Here is a 15685-nt window from a genome sequence, read left to right as displayed (position 1 = left end):
CTAAAATTGAAAACGGAACAGCGCTTTTTAGATTTGAAAAAAAAGGATTGGTGCAACAACTTATTCACGGATTAAAATATAAAGGTTACGACAATATTGGATTTTTCTTAGGAAATTGGCTTGGTGGTGAGTTGAGAGAAATTGAAGCTTATAAAGATATTGATGTTGTAATCCCTGTTCCACTTCATAAAAACAAATTAAAAAAAAGAGGTTTTAATCAAGTGGCAAAGTTTGGACAACAAATTGCAAAAGCTTTAAACACAAATTATAAGGACGATATCTTGGTTAAAATCACCAATACTAAATCGCAAACTACAAAAGGGCGTATTTCTCGTTGGATGAATTCAGAAGAATTATTTGCTTTACAAAACCCATCGGCTATTGAAAACAAACACATTCTTTTAGTTGATGATATTATTACCACAGGAGCAACACTTGAAGCCTGTATTGCCGTATTAAACCAAGTAAAAAATGTAAAAATAAGTATTGCAACCATGGCAATAGCTTAACATCTTTAATCGTTATGTTTCTAAACACAAATCATGTACTTTTGCTAAAATTTAAAATTAGTCGATGAATAAATCCCTTTCTAACTTTATTTTTATAGCTTTAATAAGCTTGGCTTTTATTAACTGCGCCAATCGTGGCACACCAGGTGGCGGCCCAAAAGATGAAACGCCTCCAAGCATCGAAAAGTCAACTCCAGAGAATTTTTCTACTAATTTTAAAGACAATGAAATCAAGATTGTTTTTGATGAATATATCAAAATAAAAGATATACAAAAGCAGCTTATTATTTCGCCTCCTATGAAATGGCAACCAGATATAACACCGCTTGGTAGTGCCAGTAAAGAAATTACCATTAGAATTAACGATACACTGCTACCCAATACAACATACGCTTTTAATTTTGGAAATAGTATTACCGATAATAATGAAGGGAATCCATTTCCTTATTACAGATACGTACTATCAACAGGCGATTATATAGATTCGTTAACCGTAAAAGGACAAATTATTGATGCTTTAAAAAGACAACCTGAAACCTTTGTATCGGTAGCTTTATACGAAATAGATTCAACATTTCATGATTCTATCATTTATAAAGAAACGCCTAAATATATTACCAATACGCTTGATAGTGTTACCACCTTTTCTATCGAAAACATAAAAGCTGGAAAATATATGCTAATGGCTCTAAAAGATGGCAATAATGATAATAAATTTCAACAGAAAACGGATCAAATAGCATTTCATGAGAGCTTTATAGACGTACCAAACGATTCGCTTTACACCTTAAAATTGTTTTCTGAAGCACCAGATTTTAAAGCTGTTAGACCACGTTTAATTTCTGGCGAAAAAATTGCTTTTGGCTACGAGGGTGATTATAAAAATATGGACATTAAAATAAGCTCTGAAACGCCAGAAGATTTTACCCATAGAATTACCAAAGACGAAAAAGCAGATACTCTTTACTATTGGTATAAACCCAGATTGAAAGCAGATTCATTGCTTTTTAAAGTGTCGCATCCCACTTTTGAAAAAGATTTTACGGTACGAATAAGCGAGCAAAAAAGAGATTCATTAATAATTAAAACTGAACCTTCTGGAAACATAGGTTACGAAGAGCCTTTTAAGATTTTTGCAAACACACCTTTTACAACTTTTGATGCTTCAAAGATTAGTATTATGGATAAAGATTCTACAAATGTAGATTTTACTACCCAATACGATTCTATTACAAACGCATACAATTTCAACTTTAAAAAAACAGAAGACAACGCTTATAAATTACAAGTTTTACCTGAGGCTTTCATTGATTTTTTTGATAACACAAATGACACCTTAAATTATGCTGTGAGTACAAAAAAAGAATCTGATTTTGGATATGTGAGATTTACTCTTGTAAATGTTAAGTATCCTATTATATTTCAATTAACTGACGCAAAAGGAGAAGTTAAATACGAGCAATACGCTACAAAACCTAAAGCCTTAGATTTTTTAAATTTAGATTCTGGGAAGTACTATATTAGAGTTATTTTTGATACTAATGGCAATGGCAAATACGACGCTGGTAATTACCTCAAAAAGATTCAACCTGAACGTGTGAGTCATTTTGAAATGGATGATGAAGTCAGATCCGATTGGGGACTTGTCCAAACTTTAAATTTTATTGAAGAGTAAATACATCTCTATCATTTAAAAATTTAAGCTTGTTTCTATATGCTAGAATATGCTTTTTTTCTAAAGTAACAATTTCTATCTGTTCTTTATTGGGTTTAAATGAGGTTAGTGCATTTCCTAAAACATCATAAACCGCAGAATGCCCTGAATATTCACTATTTACACCATCAATTCCCACACGGTTAACACCAATACAGTAACTCATATTTTCAATAGCACGTGCTTTTAACAAAGTATCCCAAGCAGAAATTCTAGGCTTTGGCCAATTAGCAACATAAATTAAAACATCGTAATCTTCTATATTTCTTGCCCAAACAGGAAAGCGTAAATCGTAACAAATTAAAGGGCAAATTTTCCAACCTTTGTAATTCATAATTACTTTCTTATTTCCAGCAGTAAACACTTTATCTTCTCCAACTAATGTAAAGGTGTGCCGCTTATTATAAATACTGATTTTTCCAGAAGGTTCAACAAATAACAAGCGGTTATAATAGTTATTATCCTCTGAAACAATGATGCTTCCAACCATAGCAGTTTTATGTTTTAAAGCTTCATTTTTCATCCACTCTACTGTTTCGCCTTGCATAGTTTCTGCAACTTCCTGAGCATGCATTGTAAAACCTGTTGTAAACATTTCTGGCAAAATAATTACATCGACAGATTCAGAAATACTTTTAAGTTTTTCTGAAAAATTCTTCCTATTTAGTTCTGGGTTTTCCCAAACTAAATCAGATTGTACTAGGGCTATTTTAAGTTGATTATTCATATATTAAAAGTATTTATTTTGTGCTTCTAAAAAAATATAGCTTTAAATCTGCCACGAATTCAAAGACTATTTAAAATATCTGCGGCACGTTTTAATGTTTCATCCTTTTTTGCAAAACAAAATCTGAGTATTTTACTGTTAACTTCGGTATTATAAAAAACTGATATAGGAATCGATGCTAATTTATTTTCAATAGTTAAGCGTTTTGCAAAATCGACATCATTTTCTTTAGTGATTTCCGAGTAATCTAAAAGTTGAAAATACGTGCCTTTTGATGCTGTAAACTTAAACCGAGAATCCTTTATCAAACTTAAAAAAGAATCTCTCTTTTCTTGATAGAAATCTGATAATTCTAAATAGTTATTTTCCTTTTCCAAATATTCTGTTAACGCCTTTTGCATGGGATGATTTACACAAAACACATTAAACTGATGCACTTTTCTAAACTCACTCATAAGTGCTTTCGGCGCACAACAATAACCAATTCTCCAACCTGTATTATGAAATGTTTTACCAAAAGAAGCCACTACAAAACTTCTAGATTTTAAATCGGAAAACAAGCAAGCGCTTTGGTGCTTTTCACCATCAAACACAATATGCTCATAAACCTCATCGCTCAATACTATAATATCTGTTCCTTTTGTTATCTCTTGTAATTGAAGCATATCTGTTTCAGAAAAAACAGTCCCGATTGGATTTTGAGGCGTATTAATAATAATCATTTTAGTACGATTATTAATTTGAGATTTTACAGCATCCCAATCCACTTTAAAATTTGGAGACTCTAATGCCATCGAAATTACTTTTCCGCCGTTTAATTCAATTGCTGGCTCATAACAATCGTAAGCTGGTCTAAAAATAACAACCTCATCATTTAGCTTTATAAATGCAGAAATAATACTAAAAATAGCTTGAGTTGCACCAGCAGTAATGGTTATTTCTGTTTCTGGGTGATAAGTAGAACTATATAGTAACTCGAATTTTTTAGCTATCACTTCTCGCAATGCTATACTGCCTTGCATGGGTGCATACTGATTATGTCCAGCACGCATAGCTTTTGTAACTAAATCGATAAGTTTTTTATCCATTCTAAAATCTGGAAAACCTTGCGATAAGTTTATAGCATTGTGTGCTTTAGCCAAAGCACCCATAATTGTAAAAATGGTTGTACCAACATGTGGAAGTTTAGAAATTTGCTCCATTTTTTAATATTATTAGCAGTAAATTTACATAATAAATATATGCTTTATATATTTGGTTTTATTCTAAAGTTTATACCATGAAATACCTAAAAATTTTATTGTTTTTTATAACATTAAACACCTTTGCTCAACAGGGAGGCATGTGGATTCCTTCGCTATTAGAAGGTATGAATGAAGACGAAATGGCTAGCTTAGGCAGTAAACTAACCGCCAAAGACATTTATGATGTTAACAACTCTAGCTTAAAAGACGCTATTGGACATTTTAACGGTGGTTGTACTAGCGAAGTTATTTCTCCTAAAGGACTTATTTTAACGAATCACCACTGTGGATTTAGCCAAATACAATCACATTCTTCACTTGAAAATGATTACTTAAAAAATGGATTTTGGGCGATGAGTCATGAGGAAGAGCTACCCAATAACGGTTTGTTTATTGAATTTATAGTTAGTATTCATGATGTTTCTAAAGACGTTTTAGCAGATATTAATACGGATATGACTGAAAAAGAAAAACAGTCTGTTATTGATAAAACTAGCAATAGCATTTTAAAAACCTGGACTAAAGAAACTTGGCAAGACGCAAAAATTAAAGCGTTTTACAAAGGCAATCAGTACTTTTTATTTGTTACCGAACGTTTTGAGGATATTCGTTTAGTTGGTGCGCCACCAACCAGTATTGGTAAATTTGGTAGCGATACCGATAATTGGGTTTTTCCAAGGCATACAGGCGATTTTTCTTTGTTTAGAATTTATGCAGATGCCAATAATCGTCCTGCAAAATATAGCAAAAATAATAAACCATATGCACCAAAACATTTTTTACCAATATCCTTAGATGGTGTTGAAGAAGGCGATTTTACTATGGTATTTGGTTTCCCAGGCAGAACCAACGAATATTTACCTGCGGTTGCCATAGAACACATTACCAAAGATTACAACCCTACAAACATTGCCATTCGTGAGGCAGCTTTAAAGGTTATTAACGAAAAAATGAAGGTTGATGACGACATACGAATTAAATACGCCTCTAAACAAGCACGAATTGCCAATGCATGGAAAAAATGGATAGGCGAGAATTTAGGTATTGAAAAAAGTAATGCTGTAGAAAAAAGACGCGCTTTTGAAGCCACTTTTACCAAGGCTTTAAAAGAAAAAGGTTTAGAAGAAAAATACGGTGGTATCCTTCCAGAATTTAATCGCTTATATAGAGATTTTGCACCTGTAAATATCAAGCGCCGTAATTTTATTGAAGTCTTTTTAACAACTAATGAGTTAATGCAAATGACTTTTAGATCCTATCAAGTGGTACAAGCCATTAATAATAATCCTAGTGTTTTTGAACGCGCTAAAGAAAGTCTTATTGGGAGGTTTAAGGGTATTCATAAAAATTATAATGTTGATGTAGACAGAGCTGTTTTTAATAGCGTAATGCCTCTATATACTAATCATGTGGATGCTTCAATTTATGATAAAACGGCATTTACAAATTTAGATTCAGCTTTAAAATTACTAGAAGGTTCTCCAGAAGAAGTTTTGAAAAACATTAATAACGATGCCGCTTACAAATACGCAAAACCACTTATTGATGAGTTTTATAATGTGATAGACAAAGAGTTTCAGCAAAAAAACGAGCCTATAACCGCTTTACAAACTAAATACATGACGGCGCTAATGGAAGCTCTACCAAATGCACGCTACTTTCCTGACGCAAACAGTACGCTTCGTGTAACTTATGGACAGGTTCGTGGTTACTCGCCTAGAGATGCAGTATATTATAATCATGTGAGTTATTTAGATGGCGTTATTGAAAAGTATATTCCTGGAGATTATGAGTTTGATGTACCAAAAAAACTACGTGATTTATACGCTGCTAAAGATTACGGACAATATGCCGATACTAACGGAAAAGTACCTGTTTGCTTTTTAGGAACTAACCATACTACTGGCGGAAACTCAGGTAGTCCAGCTATTGATGCTCACGGAAACTTAGTAGGTCTAAACTTTGATAGAGTTTGGGAAGGCACTATGAGTGATATGAATTACGACCCAGAAATTTGCCGAAATATTATGGTAGATTTACGTTACGTGCTTTTTATAATTGATAAATATGCAGGCGCTAAACATTTAATAGATGAAATGAAATTAGTGCATCCTAAAAAATAATCTACAACGAAATAAAACATTCAGACCTGTCAGTTTTAAAAATTCGACAGGTCTTTTTTTATATCAAATAATCTTTAATTGTTTTAATAACTCTTGCTTGTACGTTCTGCCAATAGGAATTTTATTATCTTTTATAAAAAGTGTATTTCCTGAGATTTTATCAACAAACTTGCTATTAACAATAAAGGATTTATGAACTTGTTTAAATTGATTTTCTGGCAATTTAGCAGTCCAATTTTTTAAAGAATCAATGTATGATAATTTTTGAGTTTCGGTAACTACAGTAATATAATTTCTGTCAGATTCTATATAAAGTATAGCGTTTAAATTTATTTTATGCAGTGTTTTATCAACATTTAAAAAAATACTTTCCCCGTCTTTTCCTTCAGTATTATTTTTTGGCGTTTCAATTCTGTCTTTAGTTTTGTTAATGGCTTTTAAAAAACGGTCAAAAGAAAAAGGTTTTACCAAATAATCAACAATGGTATCAAGCTCAAAACTAGAAACTGCATAATCGGGATAGGCAGTCGTCATTATAATTGCTGGTGGGTTTTTAATAGTTTTAATAAAATCTAATCCAGAAATATCGGGTAAATTAATATCTAAAAAAACCACATCAACTGTATTGGAGTTAAAAAACGAATTGGCTTCAATTGCTGCTTTAAACGTATCGATTAAATTTAGATTAGGCACTTTATCAATAAAATGCTTTAAAATGCTTTGGGCAGGAATTTCGTCTTCAATGATGATGCAATTCATATGTTCTTTTTTGATTTCTCTTCGAGTAATTTCGATTTTTATCAGAATTGTATCGAGAAGTAAATAGGTTCTCGATACAAAATTCTTTTTTAAGAATTTCACTCGAACTGACCGTCTTTTTAATTCAGATTCAATTTTAAATATACTTTAAAACTTTCTGCTTTTTCAATTGTAAAATTATAGGTGCCTTTATAAATAAGCTCCAATCGTTTTTCTAGGTTTTGCAAGCCTATTTTAAAATCGTTTTCGCTTACTTTTTCTTTGTTAAAATCGTTTTCGCAAATACATTCTAAAATACCATTTTCAACAATAATACGTATTGAAATAGCACTATTTAAAGTACTGTGTTTAAAAGCATTTTCTATAATCGTTATTAAAAGTAAAGGGGCTATTTTATGATGAAAAGAATTGATGTTTTTAGAATAATGAATTTGTTTTGTGCCTTCAGTCCTTAGTTTCTGAAATTTTATATAATTATCTATAAACTGTATCTCTTTTTCTAAAGAAATGGTTTCAGAGTTACTCTCATAAAGCACATGTTTTAAATTATCTGAAAGCATTAAAATTAGGTCTGCTGCCTCGTTTGGTTTTTCTAAAGTATAGGAATAAATCGTATTCAAATTATTAAAAAGCACATGTGGATTTATTTGAGATTTTAAGAATTTCAGTTCCATTTCGGTGTGTTCTTTTTTAATCTGCTCAACTTCGGCTTGTTCATCTAAAAAACGATACAACATCCAAATAAATGAGAAAAATATAAGCGGCACTAACGTTTGCCATAAGTAATCACTCAAACATTTCATAATTGAGCAACCACACTGGGCAAACACATTACAATACAGTTGAGTTGCAAAAAAAGAAATGGTGATAAACACAAAAACATATATAATATAAAGACGCTTTTTAATAAAAAAAGGAAGTAATACAAAATGATTTGCGTAAACTATAATAACGAGTATAGAAAGATATTGCAAAAATGGATTTTCGCTCCAATAATAATCTGAAAACAAAAAAAGCGACACAAATATAAACAGCATCCAAAACAAGATGTGCACTAAAATTTGTGAGGTATGTTTGTGTAAAGTCACCATTAATTCTAGATGAAAGTAAACAGAAATGTATTATCCTCAAAAAATTATGTACAAAAAACCCTTATAGTATTACAAACTGCATAAATATTACCGTTTGTAAATTTAAGTATGTTGTTTGTAAACTTAATTCGTGTTGTTTACAAAACTGTTTTAGGTTTGGTTTATCAATTAAAATCATCAGAATGAAACGAACAGTTACCTTATTCATCCTTTTACTTAATCTACTTTTTTCATTTTCTCAAACGGCTAACAAACTTACGGTCGACAAAAAAGGCAATGAGCTTTTATTGGGAAGAATCACAAAATCTGATTTAACTAATAATACTTTCAATACTTGGTTTTCAAAAAATTATAACGATTATTTAGTTAACAAAAACATTACTAAACAATTAAAAGATTCTTTAAATCAATATGAAATTAAAGTGTTTTTAGGCACTTGGTGTGGCGATAGCAAAAAGGAAATTCCAAGATTTTACAAAGTTTTAGATGCAACCAAATTCCCTGAAAACCAATTACAAGTTATTGCGGTTAATAGAACCAAAGAAGCTTATAAGCAAAGTCCCAATAATGAGGAAAAAGGGCTAAATATTCATCGTGTGCCTACCTTTATTTTCTACAAGAACGGTAAAGAAGTCAATAGAATTGTTGAGCATCCTAAAGAAACTTTAGAGCGTGACATGTTGAATATTTTAACAAAAAATAAATACACATCAAATTATATGGCTGCTAATTATATGCACTATTTACTAAGCTCTAAAACCTTAGACAGTTTGAAATTAGAGGAGTCTATTTTAGTTTCAAGACTTGCAGAATTTGTAAAAGGTAGCAGAGAGTTAAATACTTTTGGGTATTCGCTTTTAAGGTCAAATCAAACGGAAAAAGCGTTGTATGTTTTCGATTTAAACACCAAAATATTTCCTTACAAACACAATGTTTATGATAGTTTGGGTGAAGCTTATTTTGAAGCAAAAAATTATACCGAAGCTTTAAAAAACTATTATAAAGTATTGAGCTTAAAACCTGATGATAAAAATGCTGTGAGCATGGTTGAAAAAATTAACCAAGTAATAAAATAATGTTTTAACATCTACAGTTTTTAAATTCTAATTAAATAATCTCATATTAATTGTCATATTTTTAAAGTTCTTGTAACTAATATAATAGAAACAAGAATGAAACTATGAACAAGGAATTGGAGTCTTTATTTTTAAAAATACTTGAACAAAATCAACAAAAGCTTTTCAGAATTTGCTCGGTTTACTCCAAAAATCCTGATGACACTAAAGACCTTTTTCAAGAAGTACTAATTAATATTTGGAAATCGTTACCTTCTTTTGAGTATAAATCTTCCATTGAAACCTGGGTATATAGAATTACACTGAATACTTGTCTTCGTTTTCGTTCAAATGACATTAAAAAACAGAAACGATTCATTTCTACCGATAACCTTAATGATTTTGGTTTACAAACGGAAGTTGAAAACGAAGATCAAAAAGAGAAATTAGTCCAACTTCGACATTGTATAAATACTCTAAATAAAGGGGATAAAGCAATCATCTCTCTTTATTTAGAAAAATTGCCTTATAAAGAAATTTCAAATATTACAGGTATAACAGAAAACAATGTTGCTGTAAAAATTAAACGCATAAAAAAGAAATTGTTGAATTGTATAAACAAAACATTATGATAGAAGAAGATGAACTTATCAATATCTGGCAATCGTCCAGCAATCAAGAACGTATTAAATTTGAAAAGTCTAAATTAATTTTAGAAATGAAATCTAGTTTGGAGCGCCTACACAAGTGGTGGAATTATTTAGAACTATTTGAAGTGGGTTTAGCTATAATTGGGATTTTATTATCTGTTTTTTTAGTAATCTGGATTCCATTTGTCCTAATAAAAATATCAATAACACTAATAATCATTTGTGCTGTTTTCTTGATAATCAAATATAAAAACATCAGAAAGTTTAAACCAAGTGATTTGGAAGAAAACTATCTTGACTATCTTAAGAAAACAAGAGAATATCTTAAAGCCCAAAAGAAATTCCTTAAAACTTATGTGCATTGGGGAATTTTACCAGTCTACCCTATAATGCTATTATTTAGTATCAGTATTTGGGAAAAAGCACCAGTATATTTTATCATCTTTATTAATATAGCTGCAATTGGAATAGGGATTCATGGATATCTTTTAAATAAGAAAAGGGTAAAAAACGAAATCAATCCAAGAATAGGTAAGATTGATGAATTGATAAATCAATTAAAGGATTAATAAGATTTTTTTTGAGGTATTGAAGGTAACGGTTTTGTATATGCTTCGTTGTTCTTCATAAATTCTCGAAGTGATAAGTACTCTTTTAAAGCATAATGCAAGGTAAATGTCAGGTCGAGTGATTCTATTTTTCACAGAATTGTATCGAGACCTATTTGGAGTTAAACTTTTTCTTTGAAAGATTTGGTAGTTTTTCAAATTCATTATTAATTAAAGCTTCTTTCTTAGCTTTGGACCATTTTTTGATTTGCTTTTCAGTTACAATAGCCATATTAGGGTCCGTAAATTCTGCATAAAATTCTAATGTAAGTGGTCTTCTAGAAAATGTATAGCTTTCTTTATGTTTTCCTGTTTTGTGTTCCAAATATCGCTTTTCAAGATTAGAAGTAAACCCAGTGTAATAAGTGCCATCAGAACATTTTAAAATGTAAACATAATAGACTTTCATAATCAAAGTTTTACTTCTCGATACAATTTTATTCCGTTACTCTTCATAAAATCACTCGAAGTAACAATAAGTTTCAAAGCAAATTACTAACTATGTTGTCAGTTCGAGTGGTTTCGATTTTTTTCATCGAAATTGTATCGAGAACAAATTAAAATTAAAAAGCTTCTCGATACAATTCCTCATTTCTTCGGAATCACTCGAAGTGACAAACTAATCAACTAAACAATCTCCATTTTCTTCAATAAAAAAGAGGCATTCATATTTTGGCAAATACCTTGTTTTAATGTGTAATCAAAATAAAGCTCGTCGTTTATAATTTCGGCATCAAAATAATAGTTTTTAACATCTTCAAGTTCCTTTTCAATCTCACATAAACTTAAATCGTGCGTAGCAATAATTCCCGTTGCATTCGAAGCGACTAGTTTTTCAACAAACTTTCTAGAACCAATAGCCTTGTCTGTACTATTGGTTCCTTTTAAAATTTCATCTAAAATAATAAAATAAGGTTCTTTTTGAATGGCATCAACAATGTACTTAAGTCTCGTTAATTCTGAAAAGAAATACGAACTATCATCTGTTAAAGAATCTGTAGTTCGCATACTAGTAATTAATTTTACTGGTGAATACTGACTAGATTTTGCACAAATAGGTAACCCAACATTTGCCATAACTATATGTAAAGACACCGTTCTTAAAAAGGTGCTTTTCCCTGCCATATTAGCACCAGTGACTATAAAAAACTGTTCGTTATCAATAGTTAAATCGCTATCAACACGTTTTTCTTTTTTCAATAATGGATGCCCTAAACCTTTCGCTTTAATAACATTTCCATCCTTTAAAATTTTTGGAAACACGAAATCTGGATGGTTATAAGCATAGTTTCCTAAAGAGTTATAAGCATCAAAAAACGATACAACTGCAAACCAATCAGACACCTTGTTATTGTATTGGGCAATCCATTGTTCAATGTGATAACTATTTCTTATATCTGTTAAAAAAAAACCATTTCCAAAAATCGCTCCTATCAAATTATTTCTATTATCCAAAGCATCTAACGCCTTTGAAAAAGTCTTAAAAATTTCAGAAGCCTTTTTATCGCCAGATTGAATTTGCTTCTGCTTTTGTTGTAATAATTCCGAAGAAAACGTTTCATTTTCAATCAAATCTAATAATGACGCATATTGACGAAAGGTATCTCTAACTTTATCTGTGTTTAAGGATAGCACATTTATTTTTTTTAAATATCGCCCAGTAACAACTAATCCTAAAAGCAACCAATACCCTATTAAGGCTTGATTAGCTACAACCTCTAAAACTGTAAGTACAAACAATACAATAGTTGTTATACTAAATACCAAAGGTATCCAAGACATAAGTTTGGGTAAAAATGTTTTATGATTTTGCAACCAATTTATAATATGTTTTGCTGGGGTTTCAATAGCTACTAAATTAGAAGTCGCTGAGTAATATTGACGCCATTGAGGTTTAGAACTCAACTCTTTAATAGCCTCTTGTCTAGATTTAATATGTTCTACATCATTTGCCTTTAAAGCATTTGTCAATTCTTGTGTGCCTTCATTTATAGTTGTTCTATTCATAAATTGAAAAAACGAACCACGCCCAAACAAATCGATATCTAAACTATAAAAGTGGTTGGGGTCTTGAAACTCTAAGCCTTCATCTCTATCATAAAAATCGCCTGATGCTATTTTAATTTCATCCTCATTTATAGTTACCAAAGCCTTATGAAACTCACGTTGTCGCTTTGTATTCGTATATTTTGAAAGCAAATAAATAAATAAGACTATACCCAAAAACCCAATAGAGATAGCAATTTGCCATTGACTAAAAAAGAAATAAATTCCAAAGCCAGCAGCTAAAAAAACGAAGAGACGCAACATGCTAAGCGCCGTCATTTGTTTATACAAACTTTTAGCTTCAGTTTGATATTTGTCTAAATGCTCTTGATAATATTTTAAAGGATTTACCATGCTATTTTAATAAAATGTAAAGAAACAAAAAAGCCCTGAAACTATTGTTCAGAGCTTTCAAACTTTGTTATGTATTAATTTGATTAATCTCTAGAACCACCAAATACTTGAAGTCCCCAATACACTAAAGAAGCTAAAGCACCAATGGCTGCAACTAAATACGTTCTAGCTGCCCATTTAAGAGCATCTTCAGAACCTGCATATTCTTCTTGCGATACCATATTTTTATTTTTCAACCATGCCAATGCACGATTACTAGCATCATACTCTACTGGTAACGTTATAAAACTGAATAACGTTGCAAACCCCATCATAACCAAACCTGCAACAGCAACATAATAACCAAACCCAAGACCTGCCGCAGCACCAAGCATAAGACCACCAATAACAACCCATTGAGACATTCCTGAAGTTACACTAACAACCGGCACTAATGCAGAACGCATTTTTAACCACTCATAAGCTTTTGCATGCTGAACCGCATGACCACATTCGTGAGCCGCAACTGCTGCCGCTGCCGCATTCCGCTGATTATAAACAGATTCACTTAAATTAACCGTTTTATTCTTCGGGTTATAATGGTCTGTTAATTGTCCAGGAGTCGAAATCACCTCAACATCTCTAATACCATGATCTGCCAACATTTTCTCAGCAATTTCGGCACCACTCATCCCGTTGCGTAATTGTACTTTACTGTATTTAGCAAATTTCTTTTTTAAAGTGCTACTCACTAACCAACTCACTAAGGCTATAGCCCCAAGTAATATATAATATTCTATTAACATTTTTTAAATTTTTAAATTCTAATTAAATATAGCAAAAATAACGCCAATTTCAACCTATGCAATTCTGTCAGTAATCTTATAATTTTTCATTGTACTTTATCTTAAAATAAATCAGTAAAATCGAAGACCCAATAGTTATTGTATTCGCAACAATCATAGACGGACTGTATATATAAAACCCATAAACTAGCCATAATGTTATGCCAGTAATAAACATTAAAAGCATGGGTAACGACAAAGCGGAAACATCCTTTGTTTTCCAAGTTTTATACACTTGAGGCAAAAAAGCTGCTGTGGTTAAAAACGCAGCAGAAAAACCTATTATTTCTATATAATTCATGTACTAATTCTTGAATAATGATAATTATTTGGGCGTTACCTCTTCTATCCTTAACTCGGAAACGTACGTCTTTATGAACTTGTTTCAGAATCACATCATCATTATAAATCTCTATTATGAGACCCTGAAACAAGTTCAGGATGACGTGATGCTACCCAACAATATTAACAATTTTACCAGGGACTACAATTACTTTTTTAGGCGTTCTGCCTGCTAATTGTTCTTGTGTTTTTTCATGTGCTAAAACTGCCTTTTCAATATCGTCCTTACTCAAATCCAATGGTAATTCCATTGTAAAACGCATTTTACCATTAAATGAGATGGGGTAATTCTTGCTACTTTCCACTAAATGACTTGCATCAAACTCAGGAAAAGGCGCAGTAGAAATCGAACCACTATTCCCTAATTGACTCCATAATTCCTCAGCAATATGTGGCGCATAAGGCGAAATTAAAACCAATAAAGGTTCTAAAATTTCTTTGCTATTACACTTCTGAGCCGTCAACTCATTAACCGCAATCATAAAGGTTGAAACCGATGTATTAAACGAAAAGTTCTCAATATCTTCTTGAACTTTTTTGATGGTTTTATGTAACGTTTTAAGAGCCTCCCCTAACCCCTCCGAAGGAGGGGAAATCGATACGTAGAAACTTCCGTTTTCTCCTTGATGGTATAGTTTCCATAGTTTTTTAAGAAACGAGTGTACACCAGTAATACCTGCAGTATTCCAAGGTTTATATTGTTCTAATGGGCCTAAAAACATTTCGTAAAGACGTAGACTGTCTGCACCATAACTTGAAACAATATCATCTGGATTTACAACATTGTATTTTGATTTAGACATTTTTTCGACGTCTCGTTTACAGACATACTTATTACCCTTGTTTGTTATAAACTCAGCATTAGAATACTGTTGGTCTTCCTGTTTTAACCTTTCCCAATCTAATTCATTCTTAGTATTCACATAATCTACAGAAACATGAGTTTTAAAGTAGTTTTTCATCATGGTATTTACCATAACTTTACCATCTAAATTAAAATCTGTAATATCCTTCAGAATTGGTTCTAAGAGATAAGAAGTTAAGTTTTTCCTCAACTTCATATGCTCAATCTCCTCTTCAGTATTTGGCTCATTAAAACTTTTTCTTAGGTATTTGATAATATCATTACTAAGGTATATATTCTCGATAATTGAGTACTTATCCCTTAAAAGCTTAATATTTTGGACATCCTCTTTGGTAAATTGATGCTTAGTATCAACGACTTTACCAAAATTGAATCCAACTCTATGTACGAATGCACTATCGCCCAAAATCATACCTTGGTTAATCAACTTTTTAGCATATTCATCTTTAGGTACAACGCCTTTATCAAACAAGAATTTTTGCCAAAAACGAGAGTATAACAAATGCCCTGTAGCATGCTCGCTTCCGCCTATGTATAAATCAACATCTTGCCAATAATCCATCGCTTCTTTTGAAGCTATTTCATTTTGGTTTTCAGGATCCATATAACGCATAAAATAGAATGAACTTCCTGCCCACCCTGGCATGGTATTCAATTCTAATGGATGAATCGTTTTGTTATCAATCAAGTCATTTGAAACAACTTCATTCTTATTAGTATCCCAAGCCCAAACTGTTGCATTGCCTAGTGGTGGTTCGCCTGTTTCGGTTGGTA

At 31.5% G+C, this 15685-nt stretch carries 15 protein-coding genes; 6 read left to right on the top strand and 9 right to left on the bottom strand.

The genetic code is table 11. From position 1 onward, the window contains the following. A partial coding sequence (locus tag AADI82_RS08145; RefSeq protein WP_341215949.1) for a phosphoribosyltransferase family protein occupies positions 1-509 on the top strand: 509 nt, incomplete at its 5' end. A 64-nt stretch (positions 510-573) separates the two neighbouring features. Continuing rightward, entirely contained in the window at positions 574-2184 is a 1611-nt protein-coding gene (locus AADI82_RS08140) for an Ig-like domain-containing protein (protein WP_341215948.1), read from the top strand. Here the strand turns inward: AADI82_RS08140 and AADI82_RS08135 are convergent. Beyond that, positions 2171-2950: an amidohydrolase gene (locus AADI82_RS08135; protein WP_341215947.1), complete on the bottom strand. Its 780-nt coding sequence runs from the start codon at positions 2948-2950 to the stop codon at positions 2171-2173. The genes AADI82_RS08140 and AADI82_RS08135 overlap by 14 nt on opposite strands. A gap of 59 nt (positions 2951-3009) precedes the next feature. After that, complete coding sequence (locus AADI82_RS08130; RefSeq protein ID WP_341215946.1) at positions 3010-4152, bottom strand: methionine aminotransferase; 1143 nt, start codon at positions 4150-4152, stop codon at positions 3010-3012. 77 nt (positions 4153-4229) lie between these two features. Here AADI82_RS08130 and AADI82_RS08125 point away from each other — a divergent pair, with 77 nt between their 5' ends. Beyond that, positions 4230-6317 (top strand): S46 family peptidase, encoded by a 2088-nt coding sequence (locus tag AADI82_RS08125; RefSeq protein WP_341215945.1) that lies wholly within the window; start codon positions 4230-4232, stop codon positions 6315-6317. A 63-nt stretch (positions 6318-6380) separates the two neighbouring features. Here AADI82_RS08125 and AADI82_RS08120 read toward each other — a convergent pair whose 3' ends face one another. Then, positions 6381-7076: a LytTR family DNA-binding domain-containing protein gene (locus tag AADI82_RS08120; RefSeq protein WP_341215944.1), complete on the bottom strand. Its 696-nt coding sequence runs from the start codon at positions 7074-7076 to the stop codon at positions 6381-6383. 119 nt (positions 7077-7195) lie between these two features. Beyond that, entirely contained in the window at positions 7196-7870 is a 675-nt protein-coding gene (locus AADI82_RS08115) for a histidine kinase (protein WP_341215943.1), read from the bottom strand. 479 nt (positions 7871-8349) lie between these two features. Between AADI82_RS08115 and AADI82_RS08110 the strand changes: the two genes are divergently transcribed. From AADI82_RS08110 to AADI82_RS08100, 3 genes are all read left to right on the top strand, one after another. Next, positions 8350-9243, top strand: a complete 894-nt coding sequence (locus AADI82_RS08110) for a thioredoxin domain-containing protein (RefSeq protein WP_341215942.1) — start codon at positions 8350-8352, stop codon at positions 9241-9243. A gap of 104 nt (positions 9244-9347) precedes the next feature. Then, on the top strand, positions 9348-9854 hold the full coding sequence (locus tag AADI82_RS08105) for a sigma-70 family RNA polymerase sigma factor (RefSeq protein WP_341215941.1): 507 nt from the start codon (positions 9348-9350) through the stop codon (positions 9852-9854). Then, on the top strand, positions 9851-10441 hold the full coding sequence (locus AADI82_RS08100; protein ID WP_341215940.1) for a hypothetical protein: 591 nt from the start codon (positions 9851-9853) through the stop codon (positions 10439-10441). The genes AADI82_RS08105 and AADI82_RS08100 overlap by 4 nt, the downstream gene beginning before the upstream one ends. Positions 10442-10592: 151 nt before the next feature. Here the strand turns inward: AADI82_RS08100 and AADI82_RS08095 are convergent, their stop codons facing one another. The 5 genes from AADI82_RS08095 to AADI82_RS08075 form a co-directional block, all read right to left on the bottom strand. Next, on the bottom strand, positions 10593-10889 hold the full coding sequence (locus tag AADI82_RS08095) for a GIY-YIG nuclease family protein (protein WP_341215939.1): 297 nt from the start codon (positions 10887-10889) through the stop codon (positions 10593-10595). A gap of 218 nt (positions 10890-11107) precedes the next feature. Next, a complete protein-coding gene (locus AADI82_RS08090) occupies positions 11108-12880 on the bottom strand; it encodes a DNA mismatch repair protein MutS (protein ID WP_341215938.1) in 1773 nt (590 codons plus the stop codon). Positions 12881-12963: 83 nt separating this feature from the next. After that, entirely contained in the window at positions 12964-13665 is a 702-nt protein-coding gene (locus tag AADI82_RS08085; protein ID WP_341215937.1) for a zinc metallopeptidase, read from the bottom strand. Positions 13666-13741: 76 nt separating this feature from the next. After that, the gene (locus AADI82_RS08080; protein WP_341215936.1) at positions 13742-14005 is read right to left on the bottom strand and encodes a SemiSWEET transporter; all 264 of its coding nucleotides are present in this window, start codon (positions 14003-14005) and stop codon (positions 13742-13744) included. A gap of 151 nt (positions 14006-14156) precedes the next feature. After that, positions 14157-15685: class I tRNA ligase family protein (locus AADI82_RS08075; protein WP_341215935.1), on the bottom strand; the 1529-nt coding region annotated here is incomplete at its 5' end.

Source organism: uncultured Wocania sp., from assembly GCF_964021735.1.
Classification (GTDB): Bacteria; Bacteroidota; Bacteroidia; order Flavobacteriales; family Flavobacteriaceae; genus Wocania_A.
The sequence above is the reverse complement of the archived record's forward strand: the minus strand, read 5'-3'. Positions and strand labels throughout refer to the sequence as shown.

Bases quoted from the DNA above. Each gene is read 5' to 3' on its own strand.
- AADI82_RS08140 (WP_341215948.1), top strand. From the start codon at position 574: ATGAATAAATCCCTTTCTAACTTTATTTTTATAGCTTTAATAAGCTTG.
- AADI82_RS08130 (WP_341215946.1), bottom strand. From the start codon at position 4,152: ATGGAGCAAATTTCTAAACTTCCACATGTTGGTACAACCATTTTTACA.
- AADI82_RS08120 (WP_341215944.1), bottom strand. From the start codon at position 7,076: ATGAATTGCATCATCATTGAAGACGAAATTCCTGCCCAAAGCATTTTA.
- AADI82_RS08100 (WP_341215940.1), top strand. From the start codon at position 9,851: ATGATAGAAGAAGATGAACTTATCAATATCTGGCAATCGTCCAGCAAT.
- AADI82_RS08135 (WP_341215947.1), bottom strand. From the start codon at position 2,950: ATGAATAATCAACTTAAAATAGCCCTAGTACAATCTGATTTAGTTTGG.
- AADI82_RS08095 (WP_341215939.1), bottom strand. From the start codon at position 10,889: ATGAAAGTCTATTATGTTTACATTTTAAAATGTTCTGATGGCACTTAT.
- AADI82_RS08105 (WP_341215941.1), top strand. From the start codon at position 9,348: ATGAACAAGGAATTGGAGTCTTTATTTTTAAAAATACTTGAACAAAAT.
- AADI82_RS08085 (WP_341215937.1), bottom strand. From the start codon at position 13,665: ATGTTAATAGAATATTATATATTACTTGGGGCTATAGCCTTAGTGAGT.
- AADI82_RS08125 (WP_341215945.1), top strand. From the start codon at position 4,230: ATGAAATACCTAAAAATTTTATTGTTTTTTATAACATTAAACACCTTT.
- AADI82_RS08110 (WP_341215942.1), top strand. From the start codon at position 8,350: ATGAAACGAACAGTTACCTTATTCATCCTTTTACTTAATCTACTTTTT.
- AADI82_RS08090 (WP_341215938.1), bottom strand. From the start codon at position 12,880: ATGGTAAATCCTTTAAAATATTATCAAGAGCATTTAGACAAATATCAA.
- AADI82_RS08080 (WP_341215936.1), bottom strand. From the start codon at position 14,005: ATGAATTATATAGAAATAATAGGTTTTTCTGCTGCGTTTTTAACCACA.